Annotated in this window: 17 protein-coding genes and 1 pseudogene; 9 read left to right on the top strand and 9 right to left on the bottom strand. The window is 72.6% G+C overall.

Features of this window, described 5'->3' with window-relative positions; all coding sequences use genetic code 11:
- Nucleotides 1-36: 36 nt before the first annotated feature.
- From DEO23_RS10005 to DEO23_RS09995, 3 genes are read left to right on the top strand one after another with little or no spacing between them, the layout of a single operon-like run.
- Nucleotides 37-1,284 carry a sensor histidine kinase gene (locus DEO23_RS10005; RefSeq protein ID WP_165831795.1) on the top strand — a complete coding sequence of 416 codons (1,248 nt, stop codon included), beginning with the start codon at nucleotides 37-39 and terminating at the stop codon, nucleotides 1,282-1,284.
- On the top strand, nucleotides 1,281-2,084 hold the full coding sequence (locus tag DEO23_RS10000) for a response regulator (RefSeq protein ID WP_109275874.1): 804 nt from the start codon (nucleotides 1,281-1,283) through the stop codon (nucleotides 2,082-2,084). The genes DEO23_RS10005 and DEO23_RS10000 overlap by 4 nt, the downstream gene beginning before the upstream one ends.
- Nucleotides 2,085-2,133: 49 nt before the next feature.
- Complete coding sequence (locus tag DEO23_RS09995) at nucleotides 2,134-2,412, top strand: hypothetical protein (protein WP_109275873.1); 279 nt, start codon at nucleotides 2,134-2,136, stop codon at nucleotides 2,410-2,412.
- A 43-nt stretch (nucleotides 2,413-2,455) separates the two neighbouring features.
- Here the strand turns inward: DEO23_RS09995 and DEO23_RS09990 are convergent, their stop codons facing one another.
- On the bottom strand, nucleotides 2,456-3,910 hold the full coding sequence (locus DEO23_RS09990) for an amidohydrolase family protein (protein ID WP_109275872.1): 1,455 nt from the start codon (nucleotides 3,908-3,910) through the stop codon (nucleotides 2,456-2,458).
- A gap of 158 nt (nucleotides 3,911-4,068) precedes the next feature.
- On the opposite strand from DEO23_RS09990, the gene manD reads away from it, so the two are divergent.
- Complete coding sequence (manD, locus tag DEO23_RS09985; protein WP_109275986.1) at nucleotides 4,069-5,301, top strand: D-mannonate dehydratase ManD; 1,233 nt, start codon at nucleotides 4,069-4,071, stop codon at nucleotides 5,299-5,301.
- 150 nt (nucleotides 5,302-5,451) lie between these two features.
- Here manD and DEO23_RS09980 read toward each other — a convergent pair whose 3' ends face one another.
- Nucleotides 5,452-5,994, bottom strand: a complete 543-nt coding sequence (locus DEO23_RS09980; RefSeq protein WP_109275985.1) for a P-loop nucleotide/nucleoside kinase family protein — start codon at nucleotides 5,992-5,994, stop codon at nucleotides 5,452-5,454.
- Between the two features lie 270 nt (nucleotides 5,995-6,264).
- Here DEO23_RS09980 and DEO23_RS09975 point away from each other — a divergent pair, with 270 nt between their 5' ends.
- Entirely contained in the window at nucleotides 6,265-7,038 is a 774-nt protein-coding gene (locus DEO23_RS09975; protein ID WP_109275871.1) for an ABC transporter ATP-binding protein, read from the top strand.
- A 46-nt stretch (nucleotides 7,039-7,084) separates the two neighbouring features.
- Here the strand turns inward: DEO23_RS09975 and DEO23_RS09970 are convergent, their stop codons facing one another.
- Complete coding sequence (locus DEO23_RS09970; RefSeq protein ID WP_109275870.1) at nucleotides 7,085-7,678, bottom strand: manganese efflux pump MntP; 594 nt, start codon at nucleotides 7,676-7,678, stop codon at nucleotides 7,085-7,087.
- A 282-nt stretch (nucleotides 7,679-7,960) separates the two neighbouring features.
- Nucleotides 7,961-8,857, bottom strand: a complete 897-nt coding sequence (locus tag DEO23_RS09965) for an MBL fold metallo-hydrolase (RefSeq protein WP_240613337.1) — start codon at nucleotides 8,855-8,857, stop codon at nucleotides 7,961-7,963.
- A gap of 62 nt (nucleotides 8,858-8,919) precedes the next feature.
- Between DEO23_RS09965 and soxR the strand changes: the two genes are divergently transcribed.
- Both soxR and DEO23_RS09955 read left to right on the top strand, forming a co-directional pair.
- On the top strand, nucleotides 8,920-9,378 hold the full coding sequence (gene soxR / locus DEO23_RS09960; protein ID WP_109275869.1) for a redox-sensitive transcriptional activator SoxR: 459 nt from the start codon (nucleotides 8,920-8,922) through the stop codon (nucleotides 9,376-9,378).
- Nucleotides 9,379-9,386: 8 nt separating this feature from the next.
- Nucleotides 9,387-9,794: a VOC family protein gene (locus DEO23_RS09955; protein WP_240613336.1), complete on the top strand. Its 408-nt coding sequence runs from the start codon at nucleotides 9,387-9,389 to the stop codon at nucleotides 9,792-9,794.
- A 20-nt stretch (nucleotides 9,795-9,814) separates the two neighbouring features.
- Here the strand turns inward: DEO23_RS09955 and DEO23_RS16615 are convergent, their stop codons facing one another.
- The 4 genes and pseudogenes from DEO23_RS16615 to DEO23_RS09940 all read right to left on the bottom strand — a co-directional run bounded on the left by DEO23_RS16615 (nucleotide 9,815) and on the right by DEO23_RS09940 (nucleotide 15,204).
- Nucleotides 9,815-10,246, bottom strand: a complete 432-nt coding sequence (locus DEO23_RS16615) for an S-layer homology domain-containing protein (protein ID WP_420808024.1) — start codon at nucleotides 10,244-10,246, stop codon at nucleotides 9,815-9,817.
- Nucleotides 10,238-12,376: pseudogene (locus tag DEO23_RS09950) on the bottom strand (alkaline phosphatase PhoX); the annotation flags it as partial. The pseudogene DEO23_RS09950 and the gene DEO23_RS16615, both read right to left, overlap by 9 nt.
- 291 nt (nucleotides 12,377-12,667) lie before the next feature.
- Nucleotides 12,668-14,440 carry a 5-oxoprolinase subunit B/C family protein gene (locus DEO23_RS09945; protein ID WP_240613335.1) on the bottom strand — a complete coding sequence of 591 codons (1,773 nt, stop codon included), beginning with the start codon at nucleotides 14,438-14,440 and terminating at the stop codon, nucleotides 12,668-12,670.
- The gene (locus tag DEO23_RS09940) at nucleotides 14,437-15,204 is read right to left on the bottom strand and encodes a LamB/YcsF family protein (RefSeq protein ID WP_109275867.1); all 768 of its coding nucleotides are present in this window, start codon (nucleotides 15,202-15,204) and stop codon (nucleotides 14,437-14,439) included. Before DEO23_RS09940 ends, DEO23_RS09945 begins: the two co-directional genes overlap by 4 nt.
- 217 nt (nucleotides 15,205-15,421) lie before the next feature.
- Here DEO23_RS09940 and DEO23_RS09935 point away from each other — a divergent pair, with 217 nt between their 5' ends.
- Nucleotides 15,422-16,336, top strand: coding sequence for a LysR family transcriptional regulator (locus DEO23_RS09935; RefSeq protein ID WP_109275866.1), 915 nt, complete (start codon nucleotides 15,422-15,424; stop codon nucleotides 16,334-16,336).
- Nucleotides 16,337-16,352: 16 nt separating this feature from the next.
- Nucleotides 16,353-16,868, top strand: a complete 516-nt coding sequence (locus DEO23_RS09930) for a hypothetical protein (RefSeq protein WP_240613334.1) — start codon at nucleotides 16,353-16,355, stop codon at nucleotides 16,866-16,868.
- Nucleotides 16,869-16,973: 105 nt separating this feature from the next.
- On the opposite strand, the gene DEO23_RS09925 is transcribed toward DEO23_RS09930, so the two are convergent.
- Complete coding sequence (locus DEO23_RS09925) at nucleotides 16,974-17,546, bottom strand: dihydrofolate reductase family protein (protein ID WP_109275865.1); 573 nt, start codon at nucleotides 17,544-17,546, stop codon at nucleotides 16,974-16,976.
- Nucleotides 17,547-17,687: the final 141 nt, after the last annotated feature.

Genomic DNA, 17,687 nt, shown 5'->3' with positions numbered 1-17,687 from the left:
CCGGGGCGGATGCAGCCTTCCTACGATGATCGGGTGATGACCGCCGCCCTCGACACCGCCCCGCCCCACCGCGCGCTCGGACGCCTTGTGGCGGTCGGTCGGATCCTCCTGGTCTCGCTCGTGTGCCTGGTGCTCGGGGCGGCCTTCTACGTCGTGCTGTGGGCCGCCAACGTCGACACGTACGGCCAGGACCCGCCCCGCGGGCTCCAGCTGCTGCTGCTCGCGGACCTGATCATCGGAGCCGTCGCGAACATCGCCGCGGGCCCGATGCGGCGCGCAGGCGTGTGGAACCTGCTGCTGGCGGCCTCCGGCGCCCTGAGCGCCTCCTCGATGCCGGCTGTCGTCGTCGGGCTGGTGCGCCTCGGCCGGCGCCGCGACGTGCGTCTCGACATCGCGGGGACGGCGACCTGCGCCCTGGCGGCGCTCGCCTACAGCACCCTGGAGCGCTGGGGCACCGGTGCCTGGTCCGGGTCGGTCGTGTTCGAGATCCTGCTGGCCACCGTCCTCGGGGCCGCTGCGCTGCTGTGGGGGCGGATGCGGGGGACCCGCGCCGCACTCATCACCTCCCTGCGCCATCAGGCATCGACCGCCCATCGCGAACGCGCCGCGATCGAACGCGAGCACGATGCCCTGGCCCGCGAGCACCGGGCACTGGTCGCGCAGGCCGAGGCCGAGCAGCGCGCCGCGATCGCCCGCGACATGCACGACAGCCTCTCCCACCATCTCTCCCTGATCGCCATGCACGCGGGCGCGCTCTCCTACCGCCAGGACATGCCCCCGGAACGGATGCGCGACGTCGCCACCACCATCCACGACGACGCCCGCGCCGCGAACACGGAGCTGCGCCATGTCCTCGGCGCCCTGCGGGAGGACGGTGCGGAGCCCCTGCCCACGGCCGCCCACCTCGGCGAGCTGATCGAGACGGCCCGCGCCGAGGGCCAGGACGTGGAGATGCTCTGGGAGGGCACCGACGCCGCGGAGCTCGACGCCGAGGGCTCCGCCACCGTGGTGACGCTCGTGCGGATCGTCCGCGAGCTGATCACCAACGCCCGCAAGCACGCACCGGACAGCCCGCTCTCCCTGCGCCTGAGCCGCTCCGAGGACGGCGAGGGCCTGCACCTGAGCGCGAGGAATCCGCTCGCGGGCCCCTCCCCCGCGCTGGGGACCGGATGGGGCCTGACCGGGGTGCGTGAGAGAGTGCGCCTGCTGGGCGGCTCGTTCGAGGCGACCGAGCACGACGACACCTTCGCCGTGGACGTCCACCTGCCCTGGAGGAGCCGATGAGCACCGCACCCTTCCCCCACTCGGAACAGGACACCGCCCCGGTCAGCGTGCTGCTCGTGGACGACGAGCAGCTGATGCGCGCCGGGCTGCGGATGATGATCGACGGCACCGACGGCATCACCGTCGTCGGAGAAGCGGCCGACGGGCAGGAGGCCGTCACGGCGAGCGCCGCACTGGACCCCGATGTGGTGCTGATGGACATCCGGATGCCCGGGATGGACGGCATCGAGGCGACCCGTCGCCTCCGTGGCACCGAGGGGCACGAGAGTCCCGGGGTGGTGATGCTGACCGCCTTCGACACCGACACCTTCCTCCTCGACGCCCTGCGTGCCGGCGCTCTGTCCTTCCTGCTCAAGGACTCCCCTCCCGACCGGGTCGTGCAGGCCGTCCACGAGGCCGCCCGCGGGGAGTCCCGCTTCTCCCCCGCCGTGCTGCAGCGCCTGGTGGGGCTGGCGGCGGGCACGGCGCCCGACGGTCCTGGGTCGGAGGGCGCCGGCCCCGCGCTCGGTGCGGACACAGCACTCGATGCGGACAGAGTCATCGGCGCGAACACCGCGGCGACAGGGTCCGGCGAGGCCGGACCGGGCACTCCGAGCGGACCGCCGCAGGGCCTCACCGACCGCGAATGGGAGGTGGGACGGCTGGTCGCGCAGGGGCTGACGAACTCGGAGATCGCCGACGCGCTCTTCCTCTCCCTCCCCACGATCAAGACGCACATCGGCCACCTGTTCGAGAAGCTGCTGATCACCAACCGCGTGCAGCTGGCCATCCGCGTGCTCGAGCTCGAGACGCCGCACTGAGAGCCCGGCCCAGTAGGCTCGGGCCCAGCCGACCCCGGGAGCCGCTGACGTGAAGTACCTGGCCATCGCCCTGATACTGGGCCTGCTCGCGCTGCGCCTGCTGCGAGGCCGATGGGGCGCGAAGTTCCTGGGCGTCTCCGAGCGCGCGATCGACATCGTCTACATCGCGGCCCTGGTCATCGCGGGCATCGCTGCGATCGCGACGCAGTACTGGCTGCTGCTGGCCCTGGTGGTGGTGCTGCTCGTGCTGCGCCTGGTGGAGGCCCTGCGCACCCCGTCCCGTCGGCAGGCGGCGTCGCGGAGGAGAGGCAGCGCCCGCCGGCGCTGACGCGATCAGAGGACGGTCGCCCTCAGCGCTCCGGCAGCCACGCTCAGCGCACCGTCGGCTGCTCCGCGAGCCGCTCGAGGATCCGGTCGAGTGCGGCGCGGTCACGGTACGCGCCGTCGCGGACCACCCCGCGCACGTCGGCGAGCGCGGAGGCGTCGGCCGTGGGGTCGGATCCCAGCAGCACCAGATCGGCCTCGAAGCCCTCGCGCACGGCGCCTGCGCGATCCGAGCGCTCGAAGAAGCGTGCGGCGTCGCTGGTGGCCGCTCGCAGGATCTTCCGCGGTCCGACGCCGGCCTCGGAGAGCAGGGCGAACTCGTCGTGCAGTCCGAGCCCGGGTATCACCCAGCCGGCCCCGTTGGAGTCCGTGCCGGTCAGCATCGGCACGTCGGCCTCGGCGAGGACGCGGGTGAGTCGCTTCTGCGCCTCCCAGTGCTCCGCGAGGGCGTCGCGGGTGGCCTGCGGCAGCGCCTCGAAGGTGTCGGTGGTCTTCTCCCAGGTCTCGAGCACGTCCGGGGCGATGTAACGCCGTCGGGGATCCTCGCGGTGGGCGGGGATGCCGGGGAACTGCTGGGTGTGCACGCGGATCAGGGTGGGGCACTGCCAGGTCCCGTGCGCGATGAACCCGTCGGCGAGCTCGCGCGCCCGCTGCTCGTCGAAGGTGCGGTCGGCCAGGCGGTAGTTCTCGGCCGATCGCTCGCTGGTCTTCGCGGCCGGGTTGACCACGAGTTTCATCAGGAAGGGCTGGAAGAGACGGTCGGCGATCCTGGCGAGGCCGGGGATGCGCGGCAGGCTCGGCACGCCGCCGGCGTTCTTGCGCACCTGGTCCTCGCGGCGGGAGGACGCCGCGTACAGCGAGGTGCCCGGGCCCAGGTGCTCCATGCAGCGCATGCCGGCGGCCGAGGCCTCACGGGCGTCGATGTCGTCGGGCACGTGGCCGTGCACGCGCAGCCCCACCCGCTCGCCCTCGGCGATCGCCGCGAGCAGGGTGGAGCGGTTGGTGAAGCCGGCCTTGACGAAGTCGGCGCCGTGCTCGGCCTGGTGGCGCACGGCCGCCGCCGCGCCCTTCGCGTCGGGGGCGGTGATCGGGGTGAGCAGGTCACCGGGCAGCGCGAGCAGCCGCGGGGCGCCCTCGGGCGCTCGCAGCTCGCCGCGCCGACGGGCCGCGAGCAGGGCGTCGTTGCCGGACATCTGCCGGTACCCGGCGATCCCCGCGACCAGCATCAGCGCGTAGGTCGCGTCGACGTCGTCGGGGTTGTTCAGCGGATGGGCGTGGGCATCGACGTAGGCCGGGGAGAGGAAGAGGCCGGAGCCGTCGACGACCTCGGCTCCCCCTCCGCTCCGCTCCTGGTGCGCGGTGACGGCCGCGATGCGATCGCCCTCCACGCGCACGTCCTGGTGCGGGGTGACCTGGCCGCTCGCGGGATCCACGACGCTCACGTCGGCGAGGACGTAGGAGCCGCTGAGCGTGGGCGCGGTGACGTACGCGGGGTGTGCCATGAGGGCAGGCTATGCCCCTGGTCCGAGTGGTGGCGGCCCTCGCCGCGGGCTCCTGGGAGGTGCAATCCTCGGCAACACCTTCCCCGCGGGGACGCTGCGATGGAGCATCATCGGGTCAGCGTCCGCGCCGCGGACCCTACGAGAGGAGCATGCGCGACATGAGCACGATCGAGGACGTCGAAGTCCTGATCACCAATCCCGGCCGCAACTTCGTCACCCTGCGGATCACCACGAGCGACGGGGTGACCGGTCTGGGCGATGCGACGCTGAACGGACGAGAGCTCGCCGTCGCCTCCTACCTGCGCGATCACGTGGCACCGATCCTGACCGGGCGGGACTCCTCCTCGATCGAGGACACCTGGCAGTACCTCTACCGCGGCGCGTACTGGCGCCGCGGACCGGTGACGATGGCGTCGATCGCCGCGGTGGACATGGCGCTGTGGGACATCAAGGGCAAGGTCGCGGGCCTGCCGGTCTACCAGCTGCTGGGCGGTGCGGTCCGTCGCGGCCTGCTCGCCTACGGCCACGCCTCCGGTGCCGAGACCCCGCAGATCTTCGATTCGATCCGCGCCCACCTCGAGGAGGGCTACCGCGCGGTGCGCGTGCAGACCGCCGTCCCGGGCCTGGGCCAGGTCTATGGCGTCGCCGCGGCCGGCGCGAGCGGTTCCGGGCGCTACGACTACGAGCCCGCACGTCCCGGCGCCCGCCCCACCGAGGAGCAGTGGGACACCCGCGCCTACATGCGCCACCTGCCCTCCGTGTTCGAGGCGGTCCGGGGCGAGTTCGGCCCCGACCTGCCGCTGCTGCACGACGGCCACCATCGGATGACCCCGAACCAGGCCGGCCGTCTGGGCCGCGACCTCGAGCCCTACGACCTGTTCTGGCTCGAGGACTGCACCCCTGCGGAGAACCAGCAGGGCCTGCGTCGCGTGCGCGAGCTGACCACCCAGCCGCTCGCGATCGGCGAGATCTTCAATACCGTCTGGGACTACCAGACGCTGATCACCGAGCAGCTGATCGACTACGTGCGCAGCGCCGTCACCCACACCGGCGGCATCACGCACCTCAAGAAGATCATGGACTTCGCGAGCCTGTACCAGATCAAGTCCGGCTTCCACGGCCCCACCGACATCTCCCCCGTCGGCCAGGCCGCCGCCCTGCACCTGGGCCTGGCGATCCACAACTTCGGGATCCAGGAGTACATGCGCCACACCGACGACACGCTCGAGGTGTTCCACACCAGTTACTCCTTCGAGGACGGTCTGCTGCACCCGGGCGACACCCCGGGTCTGGGCGTGGAGTACGACGACGCCGCGGGCACCTCCCACGAGTACTCCCCCGCCTACCTCCCGGTGAACCGCCTGGTGGACGGGACGATGCACGACTGGTGATCCACCGGCCGACGTCATGAGCGAGGGCCTGACCGGGACGTCCCGGTCAGGCCCTCGCTCATTCGTGGCGGCTGTCTGCCGCGACGCCGGCCGAGGGGCGACACATCGGGCGTCGGCCGTCACGTCGGCCGGCGGTCGTCACTCTCCGCGTCAGCCGCCCAGGATCAGCGCGGCCGCCCCGGCGGGGTCGAGGTCGGTGGTGTCCAGGGCGAGGGCATCGGGCGGGGCCGGCAGCCGGGGGATCTCCAGCAGCTCGCGCAGCGCGTCGGGGTCGGTGAGCTTGCTGCGCTGCCCGCGCTCGGGAGCGGCGACCCGCGCGAGGAGCGACTCCGATGAGGCGGTGAGCCACACGGGAACGAAGCGTGCCCCGCGGCGCTCGGCGATCCCCCGAAGGCGCTCCACGTGGGCACGGCACCCGGGCTCGTCGGGCAGCCAGATGGTGAACACGTGAGAGAGGTCGGCCGGGGCGGCCACGGTCGCCTCGAGCACCACGTCCGTCACCCGGGCGCGCAGCGCATCGGTGTCGGCGAGGCCCGGGCCGCCGCCGCGGTTCAGCCCCACCGGGACGAACACGGGGTTGTTGACCAGGTGGTTGTCCACGACGATCACGTCGTCCAGGCGTGCGAGCTCCCGCGCGATGGTCAGCTTGCCGACCGCGGGTGGGCCGACGAGCAGGAACAGACGTGCGGGCATGGCCCCACTGTAAGGAGCCGCGCGCGGGCACGGACCTGGTTCGGAGCACGGCGCCAGGACCGGGCACTGCGCTCCTCCACATCGCGGCGTCTCCACGTGCCGGGGGCTCCCCGTGCTCGCACAGATGCCGCGGGTACGGTTCCTCTGGTCGATCGCAGGCAGGACGCCAGGGCACGCCCTCGCCGCTCCGGCCGACGGATCCACTGCCGCACCCGCACCCGCACCCGCACCCGCACCCGCACCCGCACCCGCACCCGACAGAGAGTGACCATGGCTCCTTCCTCTGCGCTCATCGCCTCCGACGTCCACGCGGGATACCCGGGCCAGGCCGTGCTCGACGGGATCGACCTCGAGATCCGCGCAGGCCAGCCGCCGATGGGGCTCCTCGGCCCCTCGGGCGCGGGCAAGACGACGCTGATCGACGTGCTGCGCGGGGCGCTGAAGCCCACGTCGGGCCAGGTCAGCTACGAGGGGCGGAGGGTCTCCCGCCTGCGGGGTGCGGTGCGACGGGAGTTCACCGCCGAGGTCCGCTTCGTCTCGCAGTACGCGATGACGATCACCGATCCCCGCGCGACCGCTTCCGGAGCGCTCCAGAACGCGGCGCGCGAGGCCCGCAAGGCCGGCCGCACCCACGCGGTCACCGCTGCCGAGATGCTCGCGGCCGTCGGACTCGAGGAACGCTTCGCGTCACGGACGCTGCGCTCGCTCTCGGGCGGCGAGACCCAGCGCGTCGCCCTCGCGACGGCGCTGTCGACCCGGCCGAAGATCCTGGTGCTCGACGAGCCGCTGACGGCGGTGGACCCGGGCATGCGCGCGGAGATCGCCTCCACTCTGCGCACCCGCGCGAGCGAGCTGGGGGTGGGCATGTTGATCGCCTCGCACGATCTCGAGCTGCTCTCGGCGCTGTGCGAGAGCGTCGCCTTCCTCGGCGAGGGGCGGATCCTCGCGCGCGGGAGCATGAGTGAGGTGCTCGGGGCGAGCGAGCACCCTGTGATCCGTGATCTGGCGGCGAGCGCACCGATCGCGGTGCAGCGCTTCCGCTGATCTCGCGGGGCGGGGTCGCCGCTAGCCGGCCGAGGGCCGTCGGACCTTAGAGGACCCCGAGGTGCTCGAGCAGGATCTGCAGGCCGATCAGGATCAGGATGATCCCGCCGATCACCTCGGCCGGGGTGCGGAAACGTCGGCCGATCCGCTGCCCCAGGAACACGGCGACGAACGACAGCACGAAGGTCACCACGCCGATGACGGGCACGGCCATCCAGATCGACAGCTTCGAGAAGGCGATCGAGATCCCCACCGCGAAGGCGTCGATGCTGGTGGCGAGCGCCAGCACCGTGACTTCTCGCGGTGTCACCCGGTGATCGGGGTGATCGGGGTCCTCGGGGAGCTCCTCCTCGGCCTCCGGGTGCAGGGCCTGCCAGATCATCCGCCCGCCGACCAGCGCCAGCAGGCCGAAGGCGATCCAGTGGTCGACCTTGTCGACGTAGGAGCCGAAGGCGGCGCCGAGCAGCCACCCCAGCAGGGGCATCACGGCCTGGGCGATGCCGAAGGCGGCGGCGAGCACGAGTGCGTTGAACAGCAGCTTCCCGCGGATCTGCAGGCCGCGGCCCAGGGAGACGGCGAAGGCGTCGGCGGAGACGCCGAGGGCCAGGATCAGAAGGGTGGCGGCGGTGGCCAGGGTCATGGGGTCGAGGGCCTCACGAGTCGGGCCGGCGGATGAGAGTCCTCCGGCATGGTCAGATGCCGAAGGTCTCGTTCACCCGGGCCGAGAGGCCGACGATGCGGCCGGGCCGGGCGGCGTGCCGGGTGCCGGAGCACCAATATGTCGACATCGCCTCGACGATCCTGCGCTGCGACCCCACGGGTCGGCGGCGCGGATGCGCTCAGGGAACTACTCCCCTTCTTCCCTCAGGGTACGGGGTCGCCGATGGAGGTCGGAAGCGCACGTGGGGCCGGTCACGGATGTTCAGGCCAGCCCCGCGGACCCCGTCAGATCATCGTGCTCGCCGCTGGCCCAGGCGGCATGGCGTGCGGCCGACGCCAGCACCGATGCCCGCGCATCGACGAGGATCGCTCCGGCGAAGTTCCCATACAGCCTCTCGAAGCCGAAGGCCGCCGCGCCCTCTGCGACCCTCAGGGCGACCGGGCCCGAGAGCGGGATGCGGTTGGGGTAGGAGCGCATGAAGGCGACGGTTCGACCGTCGGGATTGGGAGCGATGGTGTCGCCGGTGAGCAGCACCCCTGCGCCGTCGGCGCCCTCCCCGTGGACCACCGCGCTGCCGGGGAAGTGCCCACCCAGCTGCGCGGCGACGACGCGGGGCAGCACCTCCTGCGTCCCCTCCCACAGGCGCAGGTTCTCCGGGGTGCGCCCGAGCCACGCCGCGTCCTCGCGTGCGATCCACACGGGCACGTCACCGAGCGCGCGGGACCACAGGGACTGCAGCCCGAACATGTGCGGGTGGCTGGGGATGATCGCGCGCACCGGGCCGAGGGCCCGCACCGCCTGGACCGCTTCCTCGGTGATCGCGGCAGGGACGTCGACCATGACCGCTCCCGCGTCGACCACGAGCACCTTCGCCTCCTGGCCGATGCCCACCCCGTCGGCGCAGCGCAGGGCGTGGAGCCCCTCCTCGAGCTCGACGACCTCGATGTCCTCATCGTGCTCCAGGGGGCGGGTCCAGCGCTGGACACCATCGGCGGGCAGGTACTGGCGTTCGTCGGCGCAGATCGGGCACGCGCCGGGCAGTCGCCGCGCGTCGTACTCGACGCCGCAGGTCGCGCACTGGACGACGTCGTCCGGCAGACGCATCGGCGAGGTGGAGATGGTGTCGGAGAGGGGAGCAGACGCCGTCGTGGTGTTCATACCGAGACCCTCTGATTTCAAGTCCACTTGAAGTCAAGGAGGTTCTGGCGGAGACTTCGGGCATGTCCGAGGAACGCCTGACCATCGGCGACGTCGCCGCCAGAGCCGGCGTCGCGACCTCCGCGATCCGTCACTACGAGTCGCAGGGCCTGCTCACGAGCGAGCGCACGAGCGGCAACCAGCGCCGCTACGCGCGCACGGTGCTGCGGCGCATCGCGGTGATCCAGGCCGCCCAGCACGTGGGACTCTCCCTCGCCGAGATCGCCGAGGCCTTCTCCCGCTTCCCGCCCGACCACGCCCCGACCAAGCGGGACTGGGCGCGACTGGCACGCGAATGGAGGCCCCGCCTGGACCGGCGGATCCGCGAGCTCGAGCAGGTGCGCGACGGTCTGTCGATGTGCGTGGGCTGCGGATGCCTGTCCATGCGCCAGTGCGCGATCTACAACCCCGACGACGAGCTCGCGGCCGGCGGCCCGGGGGCGCGACGGGTGTTCCCGCAGGTCGAACGGGAACAGGAATGAGAGCAGCCGTGCACCCCCTTCACCACATCGAGCTGTGGACCCATGACCTCGCCGCGGCCGCGCCGTCCTTCGACTGGCTGCTGGGACGGCTGGGGTGGCGTGACACGAGCGATCCCACCTGGGCCGCGGGGCGGACCTGGCAGCATCCCAGCGGCCTCTACCTCGTCCTCGAGCAATCGCCGGCGGTCGTCGGCAGGGGCCACGATCGGCTGCGGCCTGGCCTGAACCATCTCGCACTGAACCTCCCGCCCGGTTCCGACGGGCGGGCGAGGCTGGACGACCTCCGCTCCGACGCACCCTCCCAGGGCTGGTCAGAACTGTTCGGCGAGGACTACCCCCATGCCGGCGGCCCCTCGCACACGGCCCTCTTCCTCGAGAACGAGCAGGGGTTCGAGGTGGAGATCGTGGTGCCCTGACGCCCAGCCGTCCCGACGGCTCACCCCTCCCGGAAGGCCACGTGCTGCACGGCGTCCGTGCGGTACAGGAACGATGCCGCCGAGGCCCGGGTGAGCGCGACCGTCGGGCGGAAGGTGCCGTCCTCCCAGGTGGTCGCGATCCCCCGCGCCTTCAGCCAGGCGATCTCGGTCGCGTTCCTCGCGCCCGGCTCCACGTCGGGGTACGGCGGCTTCGTCGGCGAGGGGTAGGCGGGCGATCCCGCGTAGCGGTACAGCATCACCGCGGCCTCCTCGCGCGTGACCTTCTGGGCGGGCCGGAAGGTGCCGTCGCCGTAGCCGCGGACGATCCCCTCGCGCTGGGCCCAGATGATCGCGCGGTACCCGGCGTCGCCCTTCTCCACGTCGCCGAAGGGCTCGTTGCGCGGAGGGGTGACCTCCGGCTTCCCCGCCAGGCGGTACAGGAAGGTGGCCATCGCCCGGCGTCCCACCGTGCCCTGGGGACGGAAGGTACCGTCCTCCCGCCCGGGGATGATGCCGTGCTGGGCGCTCCACACGATGGCCTGGTACTCGGCGGTCTCCGGGTCGACATCGCTGAAGGAGACCGTGGAAGGCAGGATCTGCACGACCGCCGGCTTCGGACCCGTGCCGGCGAACTCGGGCCAGTAGGAGGTCTGCTTCTCGTAGCTGCCGTCCTCCCCCGGGTGCTGGACGGAGACGAAGGCGGTGCGGTCCTGGTCGTGCACGATCGGTCCGCAGGTCTCGGCGTCCACCGGGACCGAGGCGAACTGCTCGACCCTCCCACGCTGCTTCCCGTCCAGGGTGACGCGGAACAGCCCGTCGTTGAACCCGATCGTGCTGGGCGCGCCGTCGGTCGAGATCCAGAGGTTGCCCACGGAGTCGAAGGCGAGGTTGTCGGGGCAGGAGATCGGCGAGACCTTCTCCGTCGGGAAGCCCGAGAAGTAGGTCGCGTCGTTCTGCTCGGGATCACCGCAGACCAGCAGCAGGTTCCAGGCGAAGGACGCGCCGGACTGGTTGCCCAGCTCGTCGATCTCCACCACGTGGCCGTCACGGTTGACGGTCCGGGGGTTCACCTCGTCGGGCCCCTCCTTGCCCTCGGTGCCGCGCCCGTCGTTGTTGGTGCACGCCACGTACACCTTGCGACTGGTCAGGGAGGGCTGGACGTCCTCGCAGCGGTCCATCTTGGTGGGCGAGACCGTGTCGGCCGCGAGGCGGGTGCGCACCAGGACCTCGTCGACGTCCATCCCCTCGACCCGGGACTCCCCGTCCACGACCAACGGGATCCAGGTGCCCGTGCCGTCGAAGGAGCCGTCGGCAGGGACCTCGCCGGAGCCGTCCATCGGCCCGGAGTTGCCGGAGAACCTCGCGACGTAGAGGTCGCCGTCCTCCAGCAGCTGCATGTTGTGCCGGGTGTTCCCCTCGACGTACTTCTTCCGCGAGACGAACTTGTAGAGGTAGTCGAACTTCTCGTCATCGCCCATGTAGGCGACGGCGTGGCGGTCCTCGGCGATGATGATGTTGGCGCCCTCGTGCTTGAAGCGGCCCATCGCGGTGTGCTTGCGCGGGGTGGACTCCGGGTCCCAGGGGTCGACCTCGACGATCCATCCGAAGTGGTGGGCGGAGTTCTCGTACCCCTCGTTGGTGGTGTCGAAGCGCGGGTCCACGTCCTCCCAGCCCCGCACGGTCGGCTCGGCGCCCATGCCGTAGCGCTTGTTCTCCGCCGAGTCCGCGGCGGTGCGGAAGTAGCCGTTGAAGTTCTCCTCGCCGCTGAGCAGGGTCCCCCAGGGGGTGAGGCCGCCCGAGCAGTTGCCGAACGTGCCCCGGGTGTGGCGGCCACGACGGGAATCGGCGGTGCGCAGCAGCTCGGAGCCGGCGGCGGGGCCGGTGAAGTCGTAGCGGGTGTCGGCGACAAAACGACGGTTCAGGTCGGCGTCGACCACGTACTCGTACGGGGAGTCGGCGTTCTCGCGCTCGAGCTCGACGACGCTCAGGCCGTGGGCCTCCATCCCGATGCGGGCGGCGACCTCGGGGTCGGTGCCCGGCGGGAGCATGATGTTCTCGTTGGTGTACTCGTGGTTCACGAACATGACGGCGCGCCGTCCGCTCGTGTGCGGGATCTCCTGGATCTCCGTGTAGTCGTTGTTGTACCCGAACTGGAGCCGCTGCGCCTCGGCGCTCTGGTCCTCCCAGTCGAAGTCGGGGGCGTCGGAGAACAGCTTGTCGCCCCACTTGATGACGGGCTGCCACCGGAAGCCCTCGGGGACGGTGAACTCGTCGGCGGTGTGCTCGACCGGCTGGATCGTCGTGAACTCCAGCGGGCTGCCGCCCGGCGCCGTCGGGCGTGCCGGGAGCGGGCCCGCAGCGGTCGCCGCCTCGGCCGACGGGGCACCTGCGGTGCCGGCCACGGCGATCGCGAGAGCTCCTGCGGCACCGCCGCCGAGCAGGGCACGTCGGCTCAGCGCGGCGGAGGCGATGTCGCGGAAGGTGGCGTTCGCGGAGCTGTTGCAGGTCTCGCCGAGGCAGGCGTTCGCACACTTCAACGCGCAGGTCACGGGCGACCGCTTGCCGGCCACGTGATCCTTCATGAGGAGGGGGAGCTGGATGACCACGAGGGTCCTTTCGCCGGGGACGGACGGCCCCGGCGGCGTGGCCCCGCTGGTGGCGGGGCGTCGGCGGCGGCGCGCTCAGCGAGGGAGCGTGCTGCGCGATCCGGTGCGGACGCCCGCGTCGCAGTGTCGGCGCGTCCGATCGTCCCCCGGGGCGCGAGGGGCACCTCGAGCATGTCGGCCCGATGTGACCCGCGCCCCACATCGACGTGACAGGAGGGTGGCCGGGCGGTGAGCGGACGGGGCCGCGGCGCCACCGGTGCGGAAGGCTCAGGCCCCGCTCTCGCCCGTCTTCTCGGCGTGCTCGCCCGGCTCCTCGGCGTGCTCGAAGCGCAGCGGCGTGCCCGGCGGGAGCTGGCCCAGCCGGGGCAGATCGTCCTCCTCGACCACGGCGATCACGGGATACCCGCCGGTCACGGGATGGTCGACGAGGAACACGACGGGCTCGCCCGAGGGCGGCAGCTGGATCGCGCCGGCGACGAGGCCCTCGCTGCGCAGCTCCTCGGTGCGCAGGCGTCGCAGCGGCGGGGTGCCGTCGGCCGCTCGGAGCCGCGCGCCGACCCGGTCGCTGCTCCCGCCGATCTGCCAGGTCCGACCCAGCAGGGCGTCCGGCTGCGCCCAGTCGGCGCGGGGACCGGGGCGGACGCGCACCACGGCCGGTTCGACGCCGCCGGAGTCCCCGTCCGGGGGTGCCAACGCCGTCACCGGCGCCTCGGCGGAGCCCACGCTGCGCTGGGGGTCGGGCTCACCGATCGACAGCAGATCGCCGCCGCCCAGAGGCCGCGGGCCGAGTCCCGAGAGGGTGTCGCTCGCGCGGCTGCCCAGCTGCGCGGGGGCGTCGATCCCGCCGCGCACAGCGAGGTATCCGCGCAGGCCGGAGGCCGGGGCGCCGAGGGAGAGCACCTCACCGGCGCGCAGACCGAAGGGCTCGTGGAGCGGTGCGCGCCGCTGGCGGGGCTGCGAGCTGTCCTCGCTCTCCTCCTCGTCCTCGGACTCGTCCTCCCGGGGCTCGGCGTCGAAGGCGGCGATCGTGGCCTCGCCGACGGCGCCGGTGAGGGCGAGGACCAGATCGCCGTGTGGACGCACACGCAGACCGCCCAGCAGGTTCTCCAGCACGGCCGCGCCGGGGGCGTTGCCCACCAGTCGGTTCGCCTGCCGAGCGGAAGGGGCGTCGGCCGCGCCGGAGACGGTGATCCCGAGATCGCCCAGGCCCGGGCGGCCGGTGTCCTCGATCAGGGTGCGCATCCCGGCATCCAGCACCTCGAGCCGCGCGGCACCCGACGGGGCCTCCGCTCGGCTCGGGTCGACCGAGAGGGCGCGCGTCTGCGAACCGTCGGCGCCGTCGGCGTCCGGTGCCTGCGAGTCCTCCGCCGCGTCGGAGCGGCGGCCGGCGCGGACCCGCTCGCGGGTCGCCTCGAAGCGCACGGTGTCACCGGGGACGATCAGGGAGGGGTTCTTCCGGTCGGGATCGAACAGGGTGACGTCGGTCCGCCCGATCAGCTGCCAGCCGCCGGGCGAGGTCTGCGGGTAGATCGCGGAGAACTCGCCGGCCAGGCCCACCGCGCCGGCGGGGACACGACTGCGGGGGCTGTCGCGGCGCGGCACCTGCAGCCGGGGATCACCGCCGCTGAGGTAGACGAACCCGGGCGCGAAGCCCCCGAAGGCGGCGGTCCAGGCGGTGCCGGTGTGCGCGGAGATCACCTCGTCGGCCGAGAGCCCGGTCTCGCGCGCCACGGCCTCGAGGTCCTCCCCGTCGTAGACGACCTCCACGCGTCGGGTGCGCCCGTCCTTCTTCTTCGCCCGGCGCGCCTCGCGACTCCCGAGCGCCTCGGGGGCCGCGTCGGCGTCCTCCGGCGTCGCGAAGCGCAGCAGCACGGTGCGCGCCGCGGCAAGGGCCGAGGTCTGCCCGGCCAGGGGGTCGGTGCGCAGAGCTGCGTGCCAGGTCAGGGCGTCCTCGAGGGTGGGCAGCTCGAGGAGGAGGGCGCGAGCGCCCATGGGCAGCAGCTGCGGCTCGGCGGCGCGCTCGGGGGTGCGGCGGCTCATGCGAAGGCTCCGATCGTCACGCCGGCGTCCTCGAGGGCGCGGCGTACCGCGCGGGCGAGGTCGACCGCACCGGGGGTGTCGCCGTGCAGGCAGATGGAGCGGGCATCGATGCGCAGCCGCGTCCCGTCGACCGCCTCGAGGACGCCCTCCTCGGCGAAGCGCACCATGCGGTCGGCGACGAGCTGCGGGTCCTCGATCACGGCGCCGGGCTCACGGCGGGAGACCAGGGTGCCCTCCGGCGTGTAGGCACGGTCGGCGAAGGCCTCACCCACCACCTCGATCCCTGCCTCGCGGGCGAGCTCCCCGGCGCGCGAGCCCGGCAGGAGCAGCAGCGCGAGGTCCTCTCCCCCGCCCTGCAGGGCTCGCACGGCGTCGACGACAGCGCGGGCGTGACCCCCGTGCTCGACGATGGTGTTGTAGAGGGCGCCGTGGGGCTTCACGTAGGTGACGCGTGCACCCTCGGCCGCGGCGATCCCTCGCAGGGCACCGATCTGGTAGATCAGGTCGTCGGTGAGCTCGGCGGTGGAGGCGTCCACGAAGCGTCGGCCGAAGCCGGCGAGGTCCCGGTAGGCCACGTGCGCGCCGATCGTGACATCTCGCGCGGCGGCGCCGCGCGCGGTCGCCCGCATCTGCGAGGGGTCCCCGGCGTGGAAGCCGCAGGCGATGTTCGCGCTGGTCACGACGTCGAGGATGGCCTCGTCGTCACCCATTCGCCAGGCGCCGAAGGACTCACCGATGTCGCTGTTCAGGTCGATGCTGCTCATGGGGCCTCCATCTCGCGCGCCGGGTGCGGGAAGGGCCGGCGGCCGCGACTCAGCATCTCAGATCGGACGCGGAACCGCGCGCCCAGGAGAGCGGGAGGCCGTGCCGTCGCGACTCCTGCGGGCCCGGCCCCGCTCCGGGAGAACCGGACGAATTCCCATCGTGACTCGTCCCGCAAGCCATAAGGATTCCTAGGGTGGGTCGCGTAGTCTCGTGGGCATGGATCCCCGTCGCGTCCTCATCTTCCGAACGGTCGTGCGCAACGGCACCATCGGCGGTGGTGCCCGCGAGCTCGGCTGGACCCAGCCTGCCGTCTCCCAGCATCTCGCCGCGCTCGAGAAGGAGGTCGGCACCCAGCTGCTGCTGCGCTCCTCGAGCGGCGTCACCCCCACCGAGGCGGGCCAGCGCCTGTTCAACCACTCCGAGCGCATCGCCTCCTCCCTGCACGCCGCCGAGGAGGAGCTCGCCGAGATCACGGCGCTGCGCCGGGGTCGGGTGCGCTTCGCGACCTTCCCGTCCGCGGCGGCCCTGCTGCTGCCGCCGGCGCTCGCCCGCATGAACGCACAGGCCACCGGCGTGGACGTCACCTTCGACGAGCTCGAGCCGCCGGATGCGATCCAGCGCCTGCTGAGCAACGACCTCGACCTGGCCCTGGTCTTCCGCTACGAGGGCACGACGGTCGACGCCGAGGGGGCGCTCGAGTGGACCCCCGTGCTCGACGACCGCGTCCTGCTCGTCGTCCCCAAGGACCACCCGCGGGCGCATGACCGCGATCTGTCGATGAAGGACCTGGCCGACGAGGAGTGGATCGCCGGCTGCGAGCGCTGCCGCGCGAACCTGCTGGTGAACGCCGAGCGTGCGGGATTCACGCCCTCGATCCGTCACACCACCGACGACGCCGTCGTCGTCCAGCGGCTGATCCAGCACGGCGGCGGCATCGCGCTGCTGCCCGAGAGCGCGGTCGAGGCGGCTCCCTGCGCGGACGTGCTGGTGCGGCCGATCGCGGGCCTCAACGAGCGCACGATCGGTCTGATCAACCGGCCCGGTGCAGCGACGATCCCGGCGGTGAAGGCCCTGCGCGATGCGCTGGTGGAGGAGGCGGCGGAGCGTTCGAGCGCCGCCGTGATGATCTGAGGGAGAACGAGCCACGATGGATCAGACGATCGCCCCGGATGCCGGCCGACAGCTGAGCCGCAGGGGCCTGTGGGTGCGTCCGGCGCTGATGACCCTCGGGGGTCTCGCGGTGGCCGTGCTGCTGGCCGTCACCGGTCACTGGGTCGCGGCCGTCCTGCTCGCGGCGCTCGGGCTGCTCATGGGCTACTGGACCTCGCCGCTGCGACGCGGCCGGCACATGCCGCTGGCACAGGCGCTCGACGGCCGGGACGACGAGCGGGCGATCATCCTCTGGGCGCCCGGCGATCCGCTCTCGGCGCGACTGCAGGCCGCTGTCCGCGGCGAGCGCGAGGACATCGCCTGGGTGAACGTGCTGAAGGATCCCGCGGCGAGCGAGTTCGCCGAGTCCCACGGCGGCCGCGGAGCCCTGCCCCTCGTGCTCGTCGGTTCCACCTGCCTGCGCCGCGCCACCGTCGGCCAGTTCCTCGAGGCCAAGGCCGAGGGCGAGGAACGGGCGCGGGCCGACGCGGCAGGACCACGCGGGGGCGAGTAACCCGGGTGCTCGTGCGCTCGTAGGGCGCGCTTAGGGCGCGCGCTCGCAGGGCGCGCGTAGGGCGCGCTTGCAGGGCCGCCCGTGGGGCCGCGCCCCCGGAAGCCCTCAGGCGCGGGAGTACTCCCCCAGGGTCACGCCCGAGGCGAAGGACTGCACTGCCGTGCACCTCCACGCCGCCGGCGAGTAGCCGCGCGACCCGAAGAGCGGGATCCCGTCGCCGAGCAGGACGGGGTTGATCTTCAGGGCGAGATGATCGATCTCGTCGGCGAGGGCCGCAGCGAGCGCCCCGCCCCCGCACAGCCAGATCCCGCTCCCCGACTCGCCCTTGAGGCGACGCACGAGGGCGACGGGATCCTCTCCGGTGAACTCGACGTCCTCGCTCCCCTCGGGAGCGTCGTGGTGGCGGGTGATGACGACCTGGCGCAGGTGAGCGTAGGGGCTCGGCAAGGTCGGCAGAGCCACCGCGTAGGTGTTCCAGCCCATCAGCACGGTGTCGAAGGGACCGTCCTCGGTCGGCAGGCCGGCTGCCTCCGCCAGCACCCTCGGCGCCGTGCCGCGGTAGCGGGCGCAGATCGGCGCCATGTGGTCGCCCTCTGCGAGGAAGGCGTCGAACTGCCCGTCGGGTCCGGCGATGAAGCCGTCGAGGCTGACGGCCACGTAGTAGGTGAGCTCGCGCATGGGGATCCGATCGGTCGGAGCGGGCAGGAGGAGGCGTCGCGAGAGGACGCTACGTCCCGGCCCGTCCGCGCGCCACAGATTTACCCGGGGCCCGTGGGGGCGAGAGGCGCGGAAGCAGTGTGCGGAGAGGCGCCGGTGGCC

The organism is Brachybacterium endophyticum (genome assembly GCF_003130585.1).
GTDB lineage: Bacteria > Actinomycetota > Actinomycetes > Actinomycetales > Dermabacteraceae > Brachybacterium > Brachybacterium endophyticum.
The sequence above is the reverse complement of the archived record's forward strand: the minus strand, read 5'-3'. Positions and strand labels throughout refer to the sequence as shown.

Coding starts and splice junctions, on each gene's coding strand:
- DEO23_RS09940 (WP_109275867.1), bottom strand. CDS start 15,204: ATGAGCAGCATCGACCTGAACAGCGACATCGGTGAGTCCTTCGGCGCC.
- manD (WP_109275986.1), top strand. CDS start 4,069: ATGAGCACGATCGAGGACGTCGAAGTCCTGATCACCAATCCCGGCCGC.
- DEO23_RS09945 (WP_240613335.1), bottom strand. CDS start 14,440: ATGAGCCGCCGCACCCCCGAGCGCGCCGCCGAGCCGCAGCTGCTGCCC.
- DEO23_RS09930 (WP_240613334.1), top strand. CDS start 16,353: ATGGATCAGACGATCGCCCCGGATGCCGGCCGACAGCTGAGCCGCAGG.
- DEO23_RS09990 (WP_109275872.1), bottom strand. CDS start 3,910: ATGGCACACCCCGCGTACGTCACCGCGCCCACGCTCAGCGGCTCCTAC.
- DEO23_RS10005 (WP_165831795.1), top strand. CDS start 37: ATGACCGCCGCCCTCGACACCGCCCCGCCCCACCGCGCGCTCGGACGC.
- DEO23_RS09965 (WP_240613337.1), bottom strand. CDS start 8,857: ATGAACACCACGACGGCGTCTGCTCCCCTCTCCGACACCATCTCCACC.
- DEO23_RS09975 (WP_109275871.1), top strand. CDS start 6,265: ATGGCTCCTTCCTCTGCGCTCATCGCCTCCGACGTCCACGCGGGATAC.
- DEO23_RS09935 (WP_109275866.1), top strand. CDS start 15,422: ATGGATCCCCGTCGCGTCCTCATCTTCCGAACGGTCGTGCGCAACGGC.
- soxR (WP_109275869.1), top strand. CDS start 8,920: ATGTCCGAGGAACGCCTGACCATCGGCGACGTCGCCGCCAGAGCCGGC.
- DEO23_RS09980 (WP_109275985.1), bottom strand. CDS start 5,994: ATGCCCGCACGTCTGTTCCTGCTCGTCGGCCCACCCGCGGTCGGCAAG.
- DEO23_RS09970 (WP_109275870.1), bottom strand. CDS start 7,678: ATGACCCTGGCCACCGCCGCCACCCTTCTGATCCTGGCCCTCGGCGTC.
- DEO23_RS16615 (WP_420808024.1), bottom strand. CDS start 10,246: ATGGCCACCTTCCTGTACCGCCTGGCGGGGAAGCCGGAGGTCACCCCT.
- DEO23_RS09925 (WP_109275865.1), bottom strand. CDS start 17,546: ATGCGCGAGCTCACCTACTACGTGGCCGTCAGCCTCGACGGCTTCATC.
- DEO23_RS10000 (WP_109275874.1), top strand. CDS start 1,281: ATGAGCACCGCACCCTTCCCCCACTCGGAACAGGACACCGCCCCGGTC.